16 protein-coding genes are annotated in these 15,801 nt (G+C 61.4%); 2 read left to right on the top strand and 14 right to left on the bottom strand.

What is annotated here, in order from left to right:
* Nucleotides 1-99: 99 nt before the first annotated feature.
* The 11 genes from AB1805_04855 to AB1805_04805 form a co-directional block, all read right to left on the bottom strand.
* The gene (locus tag AB1805_04855) at nucleotides 100-1,743 is read right to left on the bottom strand and encodes a GMC family oxidoreductase (GenBank protein ID MEW5744755.1); all 1,644 of its coding nucleotides are present in this window, start codon (nucleotides 1,741-1,743) and stop codon (nucleotides 100-102) included.
* A gap of 91 nt (nucleotides 1,744-1,834) precedes the next feature.
* Nucleotides 1,835-2,434 carry a gluconate 2-dehydrogenase subunit 3 family protein gene (locus AB1805_04850; GenBank protein MEW5744754.1) on the bottom strand — a complete coding sequence of 200 codons (600 nt, stop codon included), beginning with the start codon at nucleotides 2,432-2,434 and terminating at the stop codon, nucleotides 1,835-1,837.
* Complete coding sequence (locus tag AB1805_04845; protein MEW5744753.1) at nucleotides 2,418-2,861, bottom strand: hypothetical protein; 444 nt, start codon at nucleotides 2,859-2,861, stop codon at nucleotides 2,418-2,420. Before AB1805_04845 ends, AB1805_04850 begins: the two co-directional genes overlap by 17 nt.
* A 213-nt stretch (nucleotides 2,862-3,074) precedes the next feature.
* On the bottom strand, nucleotides 3,075-4,094 hold the full coding sequence (locus AB1805_04840; protein MEW5744752.1) for a glycosyltransferase: 1,020 nt from the start codon (nucleotides 4,092-4,094) through the stop codon (nucleotides 3,075-3,077).
* Nucleotides 4,095-4,251: 157 nt separating this feature from the next.
* Complete coding sequence (locus AB1805_04835) at nucleotides 4,252-4,572, bottom strand: BON domain-containing protein (protein MEW5744751.1); 321 nt, start codon at nucleotides 4,570-4,572, stop codon at nucleotides 4,252-4,254.
* Between the two features lie 118 nt (nucleotides 4,573-4,690).
* Nucleotides 4,691-5,380, bottom strand: coding sequence for a GNAT family N-acyltransferase (locus tag AB1805_04830; GenBank protein ID MEW5744750.1), 690 nt, complete (start codon nucleotides 5,378-5,380; stop codon nucleotides 4,691-4,693).
* 85 nt (nucleotides 5,381-5,465) lie between these two features.
* Entirely contained in the window at nucleotides 5,466-5,939 is a 474-nt protein-coding gene (locus AB1805_04825) for a hypothetical protein (GenBank protein MEW5744749.1), read from the bottom strand.
* Between the two features lie 11 nt (nucleotides 5,940-5,950).
* Nucleotides 5,951-6,097 (bottom strand): hypothetical protein, encoded by a 147-nt coding sequence (locus AB1805_04820; GenBank protein MEW5744748.1) that lies wholly within the window; start codon nucleotides 6,095-6,097, stop codon nucleotides 5,951-5,953.
* A gap of 268 nt (nucleotides 6,098-6,365) precedes the next feature.
* The gene (locus AB1805_04815; GenBank protein ID MEW5744747.1) at nucleotides 6,366-7,724 is read right to left on the bottom strand and encodes a sigma-54 dependent transcriptional regulator; all 1,359 of its coding nucleotides are present in this window, start codon (nucleotides 7,722-7,724) and stop codon (nucleotides 6,366-6,368) included.
* 16 nt (nucleotides 7,725-7,740) lie between these two features.
* Entirely contained in the window at nucleotides 7,741-8,274 is a 534-nt protein-coding gene (locus tag AB1805_04810) for a hypothetical protein (protein ID MEW5744746.1), read from the bottom strand.
* Nucleotides 8,217-9,635 carry a HAMP domain-containing sensor histidine kinase gene (locus tag AB1805_04805; protein ID MEW5744745.1) on the bottom strand — a complete coding sequence of 473 codons (1,419 nt, stop codon included), beginning with the start codon at nucleotides 9,633-9,635 and terminating at the stop codon, nucleotides 8,217-8,219. The genes AB1805_04810 and AB1805_04805 overlap by 58 nt, the downstream gene beginning before the upstream one ends.
* A gap of 506 nt (nucleotides 9,636-10,141) precedes the next feature.
* Here AB1805_04805 and AB1805_04800 point away from each other — a divergent pair.
* Both AB1805_04800 and AB1805_04795 read left to right on the top strand, forming a co-directional pair.
* Nucleotides 10,142-10,732: a PEP-CTERM sorting domain-containing protein gene (locus AB1805_04800; GenBank protein MEW5744744.1), complete on the top strand. Its 591-nt coding sequence runs from the start codon at nucleotides 10,142-10,144 to the stop codon at nucleotides 10,730-10,732.
* 512 nt (nucleotides 10,733-11,244) lie between these two features.
* Nucleotides 11,245-11,571, top strand: coding sequence for a hypothetical protein (locus AB1805_04795; protein ID MEW5744743.1), 327 nt, complete (start codon nucleotides 11,245-11,247; stop codon nucleotides 11,569-11,571).
* Between the two features lie 54 nt (nucleotides 11,572-11,625).
* On the opposite strand, the gene prsR is transcribed toward AB1805_04795, so the two are convergent.
* From prsR to AB1805_04780, 3 genes are all read right to left on the bottom strand, one after another.
* Complete coding sequence (prsR, locus tag AB1805_04790; protein MEW5744742.1) at nucleotides 11,626-13,008, bottom strand: PEP-CTERM-box response regulator transcription factor; 1,383 nt, start codon at nucleotides 13,006-13,008, stop codon at nucleotides 11,626-11,628.
* Between the two features lie 70 nt (nucleotides 13,009-13,078).
* Nucleotides 13,079-15,160, bottom strand: a complete 2,082-nt coding sequence (gene prsK / locus AB1805_04785; protein MEW5744741.1) for an XrtA/PEP-CTERM system histidine kinase PrsK — start codon at nucleotides 15,158-15,160, stop codon at nucleotides 13,079-13,081.
* 148 nt (nucleotides 15,161-15,308) lie between these two features.
* The coding region (locus AB1805_04780; GenBank protein MEW5744740.1) for a carboxypeptidase-like regulatory domain-containing protein at nucleotides 15,309-15,801 on the bottom strand (493 nt) is incomplete at its 5' end.

Here is a 15,801-nt window from a genome sequence, read left to right as displayed (position 1 = left end):
CAAATGCAAAATGCGCCCCGGCCCGCGGACGAGGCATGGCCTATGCTCAATCAGTGCGTGATGCCGGGCGCACCGGCATGACGGGAGGCCGGGACGGCGTCATTCCCAGCGGCGCGCGGGCGAGGGCTCTTCCCGCGCCCCGGCGACGATTGTCCGCCTCTGCGCATGTCTCTTGCCGTGTTTCCGTATATGCTCGGCTGTCCGTACGGCAAGGGCCTGGATGGTGAGACTGGGATTAACGGCGCCGCCGGTTACGAAGACGCTGCCGTCGCAGATGAAGAGATTGGGGATGTCGTGGGAGCGGCACCACCTGTCGATGACCGAGGTCTCCGGGTCATTCCCCATGCGGCAGGTGCCGAGCAGGTGGATCGTCCCCGGCATGCGATAGATATCGCGAGCGCCCGCTGCCCTCAGGACCTCCTCGCAGAGCCGCATGGAGGCTTCCGACATCCTCTTCGAATTCTCGCTGTGCGAGTAGGTGACTTTGGCAACAGGGACACCGTAGTGGTCCCTCTCTTCAGCGAGGCTCACGAAGTTGCGCTCATCGGGCAGCACCTCTCCCACGTTGCCCAGGACAGTATAGGCGTCGTACTGATCCACGATGTCCATCAGCCGCTTCCCCCAGAGATAGGGGTTGGTCTCGACGAGCGTGGTGAAGAACTCCACCGGAAACATATTATAAGCCTCAAGGGTGTAGCCGCGGACAAAATCGGCCTTCGGGTCGGTGCTGTACCTGTCCTGATTCATGATGCCGACCGGCGGCGTGATCCAGTTGTCGATCGGCCTGTCGAACCTCCCGATGACGTTGTCGCCGAGGTGCACCATGAAATTCCTTCCGACCATGCCGCTCGAGTTCGCGAGCCCGTCAGGGGACCGGCTGTCTGCCGAATTGAGCAGCAGGCGGGGCGTTTCGACGGCATAACAGGAGAGAACGATGATCTCCGCCTCCTGCTCAAGCGTCTTGCCTTCGTGGATATAGCTCACCGACCGCGCCATACCCCGCTTGTCGGTATTGACCCGGACGGCGAAACAGCGGTCGCGGATCTCGGCGCCCGCTTTCACCGCATCGGGGATATAGGTGACGAGCGTACTCGATTTTGCATCGGACTTGCACCCGTTGGCGCAAAAGCCGTACATCATGCAGGGCGAACGGTCTCCTTTGCTGCCCATGATAATGGCATGGGGCGCTTTTGCGGGGGTCAGGCCCATGTTGATCATGCCCTCGCCGAGCAGGCGGTCCCGCGCGCTCCAGGGCAGCTCCGGATGCGGATAGGGTCCGTAAAACGGGGGCCAGGGGAAACGGCGCGGTCCCGATACGGCGAGGTAGTGCTCGACATTCCGGTAGTAGGGCTCCAGCTCCCGGTACGTAATCGGCCAATCGTCAGCTACCCCCTCGCGGGTTTTCACCTGGAAGTCCTCCTCGTGGAGGCGAAGGGTGACTGCGGTATAGTGCACCGTGCTGCCGCCGACCGCGCGGCCGGTGTTGTTCCGTCCCATCGCAAGGGGGTCCTCTCCCGCGGTAATGCGCAGATCGTCCCAGTCGAGGCGCCCGTCGAGCATCGTCAGCTCGTCATTGACGAAGTCTTCCCGCGTATCGAGCCAGGGGCCCGCCTCGATGACCACCACCGACAATCCGCCTTCTGCCAGCTCTTTAGCGACGACGGCGCCTCCGGCGCCGGACCCGACGACGCATACATCGACAGGGCCGTTGTACCGCCTCATCGTCTCCCGCATCGGTTTCATAAAGCCCTCCCTGGAAGTCGCCAATCACCACGATAAAAGGAGCATCACCGCTGTCCACGTATTGCGCAGTCAGGCGGTTGAGGTTCGCTTTTCAGAGCGTTTTCCACCCCGGGAAGTGTCTGCGTCTCGCTTGGACTTCCTGCTCCGTGATCCAGACATAGCCCTCGGGGTAGCTCGGCCCCGGGAACCCCATGCGCATCCATGCAAAAGGGTGGGCGCAGTAGCCGGTCAGCGCCTTGGTCATGAGCCTGGTAAAGAAATACGGGGAAGGGATATCCCTCCATACCCCTCCTTTCGCAGCCCCGTCCTGTATGGCGCCGAGGACCGCATCCTGCTGGGTTTCATGCAGCTCGACGAAAGACCTGCCGAACATGGCCTGGGCGGTCTCCTGGATCCCCGTCAGGCCCTTATGGAACAAGCCCGCTTCTTCGGGAATGCCTTCCCGGCGATCACCCCGTCCCAGCGGTTTCCCGAGCGCTCCATCGACAAAGCCGACGAGGTCGATCCTTTCGCCTTCATCCTGGGGGATGAGCCGGTCGAGCACGGCCCCGAGCAGCACCGCCTCATCGCTCGAAAAATGTTCGAGCGCAAGACGCCTGAAGCGCTCCTCCATGCGCAGGACCAGGACCGCGCGGGTCCGGTCGTCCCAGTTCTCCATGTAGCCGCTCAGCTCTTTACGGGATAAACGCATATCCGCCTCCCGCCGGTCCCGTCACCGGTCCCGGCCATGCGAAGTACACCAGCAGCGCCACGAGGGAGAGCGTCATGAACATCATGGGCAGGATCGGCGGCGGGCCGACCATGAAATTCCTGAGCGAGAAGCCGCCGATATAGTGTTTAACGCCCTTGAAGTGGAAGAGGGCGCCGAGTATGCCCTCGATCGCTCCGACGGCAAAGAGAATGACGAACAGCCAGTTCAGCCACCCGCCGTACATGAAGGAGTAGAGAATACCCATAACCGCCAGCACCGGCGCAAAGAGCACCGGTCCCCACATGGACCAGTGGCGGAAGGCGCCGCGCCAATGAAACAGGAGCACCTGCACCCAGAGCATCAGATAGGCGAGCCCTATGAAGAGATAGAAAAAACGCTGCGGAGGCCAGCTTTCCCATGTGTCCATGCACACCTCCTCGTCTCCGGCTGCTCCGGGCCGGAGATCCTGATATCACTCAGGGCCGGGCCCTCGTGCCGTTTCTCGAGACACCGTTCATAGCTACTTAAAATATAGCCGTAGAAGTACTCTGACGCAAGTGCCCTCGCTGCGGTCAGGGGGTCGGGGTCCCTTCCGAGCATGTACGTCTCGGGCGCCTCATTGCTCCGACCCGTGCAGGATTCACTGAGGCGCCCTGCCGGCCGGTGGGGCAGTGGTGCGGAAATAGGCGAGCACTCCTGCGATGGTCCCTGCCCAGATCGCTGCCGGATAGACGAGCATGTAGTACGCGGCAGCGCGCAGGGCGAAGGCCCGCCCGCCGGTCCCGGAGAAGGCGGCGAGGAGTTCCTTGCTGACCGCGACGTTGACGCCGGCAAGGAGGAGAGCTGCCGCGACCAGGGCGGCGGCGCCCGTGCCGGAGACTGTGCCGAAAAGAATGAGGAGCGCCATCAGAAGAAAGACGAGCCCGTTGAGCTTGAGCTCCACCGAGGCGGTGCCCGAATCGGCGAGGAGGTCGCGGTTCTTGAGTGAATAGACTATCCAGTACTTCGTCTTCTTGAAGGCGTTCCCGAGCGACCGCCTGAGCGAGTAATTGAAGATGTGCTGCACCAGAATGTCGGGGCTCATCATGAGCCTGTATCCCCTGCGGCGCAGCCGGTGGCTGAACTCCACGTCTTCGAGGATCGGCATGAACTCCTCGGCGAAGCCGCCCGCCCTCTCGAAGGTCCGGGCGTCGATCGCCAGGGCATGGGTCGCCAGGTAGTCGGGATCGTCCTTCCTCTTCAGCTCGGAATAGTTAACGAAGACGGACTGGAAGAGGCTGAAGAAGCCCGCGTCGTAGGGGACGCGCGTGTAGGTGCCGCCGACGGCGGCGTCGGGGCCCTGCCCGGTTGCGATGCGGTTTGCCGCGGCAAGGGCGCCGGGAGCCAGGAGGCAGTCGGCATCGGTGAAGAAGAGGAGCTCCCCGCGGCTCTCCTGTGCGCCGCGGTTGCGCGCCTTCGATGCGCCGCCGTGCGCGGCGAGCCGGACAAGGCGGCAGGGATACCGCCGGATTACCTCGACCGAGCCGTCGGTGGAGCAGTCGTCGACGACGATCACCTCAAAGCGCGGGTAGTCGGAGGCGAGCGCAGCCTCGATGCTGAGGCCGATGGTCGCGCTGCCGTTGCGGTTGGGGATAATGACGGATATGAATTTCTCTTCCATGCGGCGCCGGTCCGCAGATAGTTCTCCGCTGCCTCTCTTCTAATGGTGCATTATTATACTCCATCCGGGAAAACCCGGCGCACCCTGCCGAGAGCGCCGGGGGTAAGGGAGAGGGGAGAGCCGGGCCGGCGGATATCCAGCGGCAACCGGGACAGCGCTACTGCGGGGGCTGAATGACCAGGTTGGTCTTCACGCTCTTGACGCCCTCGGTGCTCTTCACGATCTCGACGAGCCTGTCCTGCGCAGCTTTGCTCGGCACCGTCCCGGAGAGGGTCACAGCTCCCTGGAAGGTATCGACATCGAGCTTCAGGTACGAGAGCTGGGGGTCCTGAATGATCTTCCCGTTGATCTTCGTGGTGATTGTCGAGTCATCGATGGTCTGCCCGGCCGTCCTCCCGGTCAGTGTTGCGCAGCCGGTGGCGAGGAAGACCGCGAGTACCAGCATCAGGAATGCTCTCCGTGCGTCCGCCTTTCTCATAAACTCTGCCTCCTTATTGAAGAGATGGCACAGCACTCTCTTTGAGTATAAGCAAGATGCATGCCTGCCTCCGTCTTCTGCCCCGGCAGTGCCCTGATAAAAGGGACAATCCTTCGCCTTATGAATACGGCGCCCGGTGTGCGGCGGATCCGGAGCAGGCAATGCTGTCGGTACGGTTTACAGAAGTGTAAAATTCCTCCCGCGGTCTGCAGAGGAGCTGCAGAGCGCCTCTCCTGCTCATTGCCGCCCCCTTGAACAGCGTATCGACCTCGGCGTAAAAGGGAGTCCTGATGCCATGGTAGGCGACGGAGGGGCCCGCTGCGGTGAAGCTCAGCCCGCACGCTCTCAGTAGACGCTCGAGGCCGGTCGTCATTGCAGTAAACACACGCTCGATATTCAGCTCCCGCAGCGTATGGTAGAGCTCCCTGATGAGGCCGAAGGTAACCTCGCTCTTAACGATCCGCAGCCGCGCCGTCGCTTCCGCGCTCACGGCAAGGCGCGAGATCTCGGCGACCCCGGCTGTTTCATTGCAGCGGTTCCGCACCTGCACCCTGCAGTAGCGCTCTACAGGAAACCCGAGGGGGTTGGGGAGAATAAGACGCACCGTGCCTGCCGGTACCACGACATCGCGAAGGGCCGGGGCATACGCGATGAAATGGACCGAGTAGGGATCGTAGCCGTCAACCTCGACCTTAGCCGGATAGTCGTCAGGAGGCTCATAGCCCCGTTCGAGACAATAGACGGCATACCGCAGCGCGTGCACGTCCTGCAGCTCACGTTCTGAAGCGGCTCTTTTTATGATCAGCATATGCCTGCCTCTTACCCGCTCCATGCAATTTCAGGACCAGAAAGTTTTCAAAGGGAGACCTCCCGGTTATGTTCTGCAATAGAACCTAATCGTCGTGGTCGCGCTTGTTCCTGTGGCGCTCCTTCTCGTGCTTCCGGTGCTCCCGCTCCGCCTTCTTCCACTCTTTCTTCAGCTTCCCGTAGGGCATACGCTCATGCCTGTCGTAATCGCGGTGGTATCCCTTCGGCAGTTTGACGAATACCACGGGAACCCTCCGGGGGGGCAGGTGGATCCAGGAGCCGTCATACCGCGCAGCACGGTACCAGGCGCTTCCATGCCGGCGGTACCAGTAGCCCGAATAGAAGAAGAGCTCGCTGTCGCCGATGTCGGGCGCAAAATATACTCTCGTCCCGGGGATAAGAACCACCTCCGGAGGCCGCTCGACAACGATAACGGGAGGGGGCAGCGGGGCGCCGATGCCTATGTTGATACTCACCTCTGCGTCGGCGCGGGAGAGCAGCGCAGCATCCCCCAGCGGCAGGAGCAGGAGGCCTGTCATCAAAAGAACCGCTTTATCCATGCGCACGCTCCTCAGTTCAGCAGTTTCGGGGCTTCGATCTCGTCGAAGGCCTCCCGCGCGTAGCGGGGGAGGCGGGCGAGCGACAGAGGAACCCCCTGCGTAATCACCGGCTCATCAATGGTGACGAGCTCATACCAAAAAACGACCATACGCTTCATGCTGCACTCCTGGCTTACGTAGTTACGATCTCATCAAGACCTCAGGAGCATCAGCAAAGTGCATACCCGACAGGCACGAGGCGGCAAAGCGCTGTTTTAGCAGGAAAAACAGAGAACATACCCTTGAGAGGAGAGCGGGGGTGAAGGTATTTTCATACACCCCGAAAAAGGAGGGCAGCAGGATCACCCGGACCGAAGGTGCGGGAAAAGAGCTACTTACCCGCTGTATGTTTCTTCATACAGGCGACGGCGAACAGAAGCCACACTGCTAGGGATTCTTCTTGAAGACATCGGGGTTGAGATTATACTTCTTCATGAGATTGTAGAAGTCGGCCCGGTACTTGCCGGCCAGCATCGACGCCTTGCTCACGTTCCCTTTGGTGAATTCGAGCATGCGGATGAGATAGCCCCGTTCGAAGGCATCCCGCGCCTCTTTGAGCGGCTTGATCTCCTCGCTCTGGACATCCCTGTTCTGGAGGATCAGGTCCTCGGTGATGGTCTCCTGGTGCGACATGGCCGCGGCGTACTCGATGGAGTTCCTCAGCTCCCGCACATTGCCCGGCCAGTCATAGGACATGAGCTTCTGCATCGCTTCAGGAGTAAACCCTTTGAGCGGCTTGTTCATCTGCTCGGCCATGTTCTTCAGATAATAATCCGCCAGGAGGGGGATGTCCTCGCGCCGGTCCCTGAGCGGCGGCAGGTAAATGGGGATGACATGGATGCGGTAGAAAAGGTCCTCCCTGAAACTCCCCTTCTTCACCTCGGCTTCGAGGTCCTTGTTCGTGGCCACGATGACCCGGATGTCCACCTCGGCCGGCTTTTCACTCCCTACGGGATAGAACTGCCGCTCCTGGAGCACCCTGAGCAGCTTCGCCTGAATCGAGAGCGGCATATCGCCGATCTCGTCGAGGAATATCGTGCCGCCGTCCGCCTGGGCGAAGAGCCCCCGCGAGCTCTTTACCGCGCCCGTGAAGGCCCCCCGTTCGTGGCCGAAGAGCGCGCTTTCGAGGAGGGTTTCGGGGATGGCGGCGCAGTTGATCGCTACGAACGGGGCCTCGTTGCGCAGGCTGGCGAGGTGGATCGCCTTCGCGATGAGCTCCTTGCCGGTCCCGCTCTCTCCCTGCACATGCACCGTGCATTCCGTCTTCGCGATGCGCGCCACCTGCTCCAGGACCATCTGCATACTCTCGCTCCGGGCGATGATATTGGAGAAGGTAAAGCGCTCTTCCACGAGCCCTTTCAGCCGCCTGATCTCGTCGTTCAGCCTGCGGCTCTCGAGCGCCCGGTCGATCTGCAGGAGCAGCTCCTGCGGGTCGAAGGGCTTGGTGAGGTAGTTATACGCCCCCCGCTTCACGGCATCGACCGCACTCTCGATGCTGCCGTGCGCGGTGAGAATGATGGCGGGCATTTCAGGGCTGATCGCATGGAGCTCCTCCATCAGCAAGATGCCGTCCCGCCTGAGCAGCTGCAGATCGATAATGGAGAGATCGATCGGCTGCTGCCGCAGCGCCTCGAGCGCGTCCTCCTCTTTGCAGGCGGTTACCACCTCGTACCCCGACGACTCGAGCCGCATCGTGATCAGCTCGAGGAGGTTCTTGTCATCATCAACGACCATTATGCGCGACATAGCCACTCCGTCCCCCTTACCGGTTTAATTCCTTTTTCATTTCTTCGATCTCGATGTCCACCTGCTTCGACTGCTCGATAACCTGGAGCACGCCGGCCCATATCCTGGCCTGCTCGGCCAGGGGGCTCTGCGGATACTCCCGTACCAGCCGCCTGAACGCATCGATGGACTGCTTGTAGTCCCGGTGCGAGCTCTTATAGTGCACGAAGGCGAGACCCATGGTAAACAGCGCCTCATCCGCCGGCGGGTTCTTCCCCGCCAGGGTCAGCGCCTTCTGGCTCTCCCGCAGCACGCCCTCCGGGTCTCCCTGGACGAGCAGTTTTCGCGCCGACTGCAGATGCGCCGCAGCCGCCCTCCCCTGCTCTCCCTTGCTCTCCCGTTCATCCGCCCTCTGCCGGGGCTTTCGGGCGGCTGTTTCCGCCCGCTGCTCTTCCCGTGCGTCATCCCGCACAGCCTCGTGCACTACCGCACAGCCTGCCAAGAGCAGCAGCGCTATGCAGGCAATACAAAAATGAACGAGCTGCCCTGTCCTGGCTCGCTCTCTGCCCATACGCTTCCTCCGTGAGCGGTGATAATATGGTTGACGATAGCGAGCCCCAATCCGGTGCCTTTGACCTTATACGAGTCGGCAAGGGGGACCTGCTGGAACTTCTCGAAGACGACCGTCAGGTACTCTTTTCCGATGCCCGGACCGGTATCGGAAACGGCCACCCGCACCCCTCTGTCGTCATGCGCCGCCGCAACCGAGACCCGGCCGCCCTCCGGCGTAAACTTGATCGCGTTGCCGATCAGATTGCGCAGGGCCTGGAGTATGCGCTCCCCGTCCATGCAGACCGCCGGAAGGTCGGGCGCGCAGGAGATGTCGAGCGCGATCTTCTTGACCGATGCGAGGAGCTCGGCCTCGGCCGCCGCTTTATGGAGCAGCGGCGCAAGGGCGGTATCGGTGAGGGTGAAGGCCATCATGCCCGCCTCCATCTTCGACAGGTCCATAAGGGAGTTGACGAGACCGATCAACCGATTGCTCTCTTCGGAGATGATCGTGAGGAGCCGCCGCTGTTTCTCGGTCGCCTCGCCGCCCTTGCCTTCGAGGAGGAGGCTCGTACCCTCCCGTATGGAGGTCAGCGGCGTGCGCAGCTCATGGGACATGGTAGAAAAGAAGTCGGACTTCATCTTATCCAGCGCCCTCAGCTTCCTGCACATGGCATTGAACGAGGTCGAGAGCTCGCCGATCTCCGGGGGCGAGGAGAGCGCGAGATCGCCCTTGAGCACGCCGTTCGCCACCTCCCTCGTTTTATCGATCATAACGGCTATGGGCCGCGTAATGCTCCTCGTGATCACCACGGATATGGCGACGCCGAGCACCAGGGCGGCTACCGCCAGCCCTCCCATCACGCTGCGGGCCCGGACGCCCGCATCGCCCAGCTGCCTGATGCGCTCGTAGGTATTCTGCTGGGAAGAGGCCCGCAGCCGCTTCAGCTCCTCCATGGCATCCGTGATGGCCAGCTCCTTCTGCTGCCGGTACCACGCCTGCTCATAAGAGACCGCTCCCCGGACCAGTGCGGCCTCTTTCTCGAAGAGCGCTACGTAGTGTCCGTGGTGCCGCCGTATGCGGTCTACCCCCTCCCTGTGGAAGTCGCCCCCAAGGGAGAGGGCCGCATCGATGGAGCGGGTGAAGTCGCCGGCCGCGGCGATGAACTGGTCGTAAAGGGCGCGGTCCTTGATGATGAGATACTTGCGTTCATAGCGCACCTGGGAGAGCAGCGAATCGGTGAGCCTCTTCTCGTAATCGATGAGCCGGTTATCGATCTCGAGGATATCATGAGTGGTTGTGCTGAACTGCCGGAGCTGTATCACGGCATAGATGCTCACCGCCATGACGAGCAAGAAGATAGCGATATAGCCGACGATCATCCGAGAAAAAATACTCAAGCGCATATAAGCATTATACTCTGTATAACAGGGTTTGTACGGAGCGCCTCACGGGGAATACCGGGTGAGCAACGGCGAGATCGGAAGAGGTGAAAACGGACATTCCTTCACTGCTCAGCACTGCACACAGCCATTACATCACGGAGCGACCACGGGTACGAGCGCCTGCGCACACGACAACACCCGAAAACCAAAGCTCCCTATAATAACATTTTTTTCTCCTGCCGTGCACGAGGATATGCGCGGCAAAGCCCGCAGGAAGCCGGTTTGCCGGGAACCGGCGGTCGGAAATCTTTACATCCCGCTTTCTCTGCCTCGAGAGGCCGCCGCCATGCCAGGCAAATCAACGGCATTGCAGAGAGGCATGCATCTTGCTATCATTTGAAGAGTATCTACACACCTTTCGGGGAAAGGAGGTCTTGTCGAAAAAGGAGCTCATCGCCGCCGAGGCATGAGGAGCACGGAGATCACACATTCAGGGGGAGAACATGAAAAAGTTTCTTGCGAAGTGGTTGAAGAGGAAGAAGGTCGCCCTACCCGTCTCCGCCTTTCTGCTGCTTTTGTCATTTTCATTGCTGGCTCAGGTTGCGCCCGCTATCTCGAATTCCTTTGCGCCGAAACCGGCCGTCATCATCGAGTACACCCCGCTCCAGGGCCTCGTTGTTCACTCCGGGGCCAGCGAGTTCACCGGCTGGGCAGGAGGAGGATCACCGGAGACACTCGCGCTGGACGACAAGAGCATACGCGCTGCAGCCGGCTCCGTGGGGGATATCGATGCGGGCGTCCTGGCCGACGCGAGCGGGCTCTACTCGTCTCCGGCCCGGGAATATGTCCCGGGGTTCGGCAGCTACGCCGTAGGCGACATTCCTGCTGCCGCCGCCGTCGCCGGCAGCCTCTCGGGAGTGGGGAGCAGCATATCGCTCGCCTCAGATCCCGTGATAGCCATCATACCGCGCGATCCTCGAGGTAACGACCCCGGCAATACTGCCATCCCCACTCCTGAACCGTCTCCCTTTATCATGCTCGGTGCAGGACTTGCGGGGATGACCCTCGTGATGCGGAGGTTCAGAAGAACGTAGAGCGAATTTCGAAGGGCCCTCAAAACGAGAAGGGGCTGCCGAACGGCAGCCCCTTCTCGTTTTGCAGTAAGCGCAGCTTTACACTTTTGTCGACATTGCTTACACAACCGCGCAGAGTCCCGCCGCTACCATAGTGAAATAAGGGCGTGAAATGCAGGGCATAGGCCGCTGTCCATCCGTGGCATACCGCTTGCATCAGCATACGGCAGATGGTGGACCGCCCGCCGCTCACGCACTGCGGCTCTCCTCAGCCCGTATGAACGTCGCATCTCTTGCACCTGGTCTGTCCTGCTATGAAACGCCTGGCATCGATAGTAATGGAATCCCCGCTCTATCTCAGGCTTCCTCTCAAGGAGCGTTTGCGTCTGCTGAACTATCTCGCAAACAAGTATCTCGAGCTCCTGAGCCACTGATCGTTTCCGTTGCCGCACTGCTGCGGCATCGTCCGGCGGGATTATCTTGCAGAGAGCGGTCGAGCGCTCTCACCACCATCGCACAAGGAGGGAACTGTCATGAATGGAGCCGAAAGAGCTTTCGGGATATGCCTGCTTCTTCTCTTCCTCCTCTCTCCTGCCGCCGCTCCCGAGTGCCGCGCACTCGTCATAACCCCGGCGGCCGATGCCGTGAGCCTCGCAGCCTCGCTGCTGTCGTATGCGAGCGATACGGCATCTCCCGTCGATGCGCCGGGACATGCAGCATACAGCTATCGCGAAGCGCAGGAGGGAGGAGGAGCGCTCCCCGCTATCGCGGATGCGCGGTCCGACGATCTCCTCGACAGCGCCATCCACGCGACCAGCCTCTCGGGGCTCCGGGTGATCGTCCAGGACCACGGATCGTAAAGGATTCGAGGCGAGCAGGACGCCCCCGGGGAAGGGGGGAAGATGAGGGGCGCCCTAAAACTGGGGCGCCGCGTTGAAGAGGCCGTGCTTCTTCATGATGTCGTAGAGCGTCGGCCTGCTGATTCCCAGGTCCTCTGCGGCGCGCGCAATATTGCCGGTATGCTTCTCGATCGCCGCGATCGCCATGTCGCGTTCGAGCCGGTCCCGCGCCTCCCTGAGAGTGCCGTTCTCGATTATGCTCGCTTGCGGAACCGCCGGACGGTCGGTAAAGCCCAGGTCGTGGGGCTCGATCATCGAATGCTCCGACATGATGACGGCCCGCTGCACCCTGTTCTCCAGCTCCCGTACGTTGCCGGGCCACTCGTAGGACTCGAGCAGCTTGATGGCCGCCGGGCTGAACCCCCGTATCTTCTTCCTGAACTCCTCGCTGAACCGCCGCAGAAAGATATTCGAGAGCAGCAGGATATCGTCACCGCGCTTTCTGAGGGTGGGGAGATTGACCATGAGCACGCCGATGCGGTAGTAGAGGTCCTCCCTGAACTTGCCCTCTTTTATCGCCTTGCCGATATCGATATTCGTGGCAGCGAGGATGCGCGCATCGACATGGAGGTCCTCTCTGCCGCCGATACGCTGGATGGTCTTCTCCTGGAGGAAGCGGAGCAGTTTGACCTGCAGGCTGGACGGGAGCTCGCCGATCTCGTCGAGGAAGATGGTCCCCTTGTGCGCGTACTCGACCTTGCCCTGCACCTGCACGTGGGCGCCGGTAAACGCCCCCTTCTCGTGCCCGAAGAGCTCGGATTCGAGCAGGTTCTCGGGGATAGCGCCGCAGTTGATAGGGATGAACGGCCCGTCCTTCCGCAGGCTCATCGAGTGGACGGCCCGGGCCACCAGCTCCTTGCCCGTACCGCTCTCTCCCATGATGAGCACCGAGATGTCGGACGACGCCACTTTCCGTATGGTCGAGAAGACCTTCAGCATCTCGGGGCACTGGCCCATCATCCCGCCGAGCTCGGTGGTCTTCTCGTCGAGGGAGAGGTGCAGCCGCCGGTTCTCTTCCTCGATGTTATTGAGATAGAAGGCCCTCGCGACGATGATCTTCAGCTCGTTGAGGTCGATGGGCTTCTGGTAGAAGTCATAGGCGCCCATCTTGACCGCCTTGAGCGCGTTCTCCCGCTCGTTGTTTCCCGTGATGACGACGACTTTGGTGGAAGGGACGTGCTTCAGGAGCTCATCGAGGCAGCGGAAGCCCTCCTCCGTTCCGCTGTCATGGGGCGGCAGGCCGAGATCGAGCGTCACCACCTTCGGTTGATGCTTCTTGAAGAGCGCGACCGCCTCCCGGGTATCGCCCGCGGTGAGCACCGTGTACTCTCTGCCCAGCCCCCACTTGAGCTGCTTCCTTATCTCTTCGCTGTCATCGACGACGAGTAACCGTTCCATAGGCGTGCAGTGACCTCCCTCTACAGTAAGATGGTTCGTACCTTCAGGATAAACGCGCCATCGTGGCTATTCAGTGCGCGACGCATGCCGTCTCCTGTGCGGCGGGAAGGTGGACGGTAAAGCTCGACCCTTTGCCGACCTCGCTGACGACATCGATCCGGCCGCCGTGGGCCTCCACAATGTGTTTGCAGTGATAAAGTCCTATGCCGAGGCCCTTTCTCTTGGTAGTGGAGAAGGGCTTGAACAGGCGGTCACGCTGAAACTCCTCTGTCATTCCGCAGCCGGCGTCGGCAACCCTGATAAAGGCGTTCGCGGCGCCGCCCAGCTCCACCGCCACCGGCCCCTTGCCGCCGGTCGCCTCCAGCGCATTAAGGATCAGGTTGAGCAGCACCTTCTGTATCGCCTCGCTGTCGATCCTCGCGTATACGGAGCGGGCGCGGACGCTCACCCCTCCGTTGGAAACCATCGCGACCGTCGCCGCAACGACCCGGGAGAGGTCGGCAGTCTCGAGGGAGAGGCAGGGCGTTTCCTCGATATTGCGCAGCTTCATCGTCAACCGCCGCATCTTCTCCATGGTCGTTCTGAGCGACCGGAGCATGTCCTTCTGGAAGGCGGGGTCGTCTATGTACTCGTGCGCGTTTTCCGTGACGAGAGAGAGGGTCGAGATGAGATTTTTGAGATCATGCACCACGAAGGTCGCGATCCTGCCGACCGTCTCCATTTCCCGCGACCGCGCGAGCTCGTCGGCAAGGCGGAAGTTCAGGAGCGCCCAGGCGGCATGGCGGCCGAAGGTCTTCATCAGGTCGTAGTCCTCATAGGTATACCGCTCACTGGCATTGATCGGCCTTCCCATGGCAATGAACCCCTCCAGGACGCCGTTCGCCATGAGCGGGACGACGAACGAGAAGGCGTGCTGCCGGAGGAAGCGGCTCCCCTCTTCGGTAAGCGGCGGACGGTCGTCCCCGGCCGTAACGACCCATCGCCGCTCCCGCATAAGCTCGACCAGCCCGCTGTCGTGAGCGACGACCGTCTTGACCGGGGGCATCTCGAGCGAGAGGGTATTGCAATACCCTCCCTTGCCCCTGTCGTAGAGGAAGAGGGCAGCGCCTTCCGCGCCGAAGGTCTCGCAGAATTCGAGCAGCATCGCCTTCAGCACCTCCTCGCCTGCCCCTGCAGAGGAGAGGCGGTCCGTGAACTTCAGCCACTGGATCCGGTAGTCATATTTGGTGATGTAAAAATGCTTGTGGAGCAGCACCGTGATCTTACGCTTGAAGGTCTCCGAGAGGAGCGCCGTGGCGAGCGCAATCCCGGCGACAAAGGCGAGGGCGAGGGCGAGGGCTTTCTGGGCGCTCCCCCCGAAATACCGCATCCCCTCACCGAGGAGCCCGAGCCCTATGAAATAGAGCCCCACCATGAAGATGACGACGGAGCGGTACGCCATCTGCTTCGATACCTGCACCCTGCCGCCGCTCCCGCGCCGCGCCTGCGCATAGGCGATGAGCGCTATCCCGAGCATAAGGACGAGGGAGCGCACCGGCAGGAGGTTCATATTGATGGACCGGTAGAGGAACGCCTGGCTGTAGTAGAAGAGCAGTACGGCGATCATTGCGCCGGCGCCGAGGACCTGGAGCTTTATCTTCCAGCGCGCCGTCATCCCCGCGGAGACCAGCGTGCCTTCGAGCGTGGCAAGCGCGACGACCATATACGCTACAAAGAAGAGGTAGTAAAAGAAACCCGCGGTCCCGAGGAAGAGCATCCGCTCTGCGGCAAAATCGGGTGACGCGAAAAAGCCCCCCGGGGGGATGAGCAGCGCGACGATCAGGAAGAACGGCGTCCCGCCGGCGAGCGCCCGCTGCAGTACCGGCGACGATCTCCAGCGCCAGTCACGGGAGAAGGTGAGCGAGAAGAAAAGCCACGACGGGGGAAGGAACGCTTCCGCAATGATGCCCAGCCTCTTCCAGAGGGCGAGGCGCTGGGGCTCGAGCACGCTCATCAGGTCGAAGAGCTCGAGGGCGGCGCCCGCGGCGAGCGCGGCGGAGAGCGCAAAAGAGGAGGGCGTCCGCTCACGCCGCGCCAGGGTATGGACCGAAAACGCGAGGGCGAGCACGGCTGCAGCGATCGCCGGCGCCTGGTACAGCATCGTGGTCGTCATGGGTTCTGCGGCATCCTTTTTGAGAAAAGGAAAGGCACGCGGTGATGCGAGAAGGGTTTTTAGTGCACGTGAGAGACTTATTGAGAGGCCGGCAAGAGGATGGTCCGGGCAGGTGCGCTCCGCACTGCCCGGACGGTTGAACGTACGACTACAGAACCACCTGCACCGTCTGATTTCCCGCAACGGTGACGGTCTTGGTTACCGTCCTCCCGTCTTTGGTCACGACGATCGTATGCGGGGTCCTGGATACTCTCGACTCTTTGCGGACAACGACACCACCGGAGACATTAGTCCGGAGGTACTGGGCGACATCCGCCCGCACACTGCCGTTTCCGTTCGTCGAGCCGTTGAATATAACCGCTCCCGTGTTGGTCTTCACCACGACCGAAGCGCCGCCGAGCGGAGCACCCGAGGCGTTCTTCACCTGGATATCCACGTGCCAGCCCACCTTGATCTCTTTTTTACCGGGTCCCCAGAACTCGAGGTCGACGCTTTCCGCAGACGCGCCATTTGTGAATTTATTGCCGATGAAGTCACCGGTGCTGGGGAACGAGGAGTACTGGCTCTTGATGGTCCGGTAGCTCGCGTGATTGTCCTGCTTCACAAAGGTGTTGTCCACGAACTTCGGATAGCCGTTGGCC

The organism is Nitrospirota bacterium (genome assembly GCA_040752355.1).
GTDB lineage: Bacteria > Nitrospirota > Thermodesulfovibrionia > Thermodesulfovibrionales > Dissulfurispiraceae > JBFMCP01.
The sequence above is the reverse complement of the archived record's forward strand: the minus strand, read 5'-3'. Positions and strand labels throughout refer to the sequence as shown.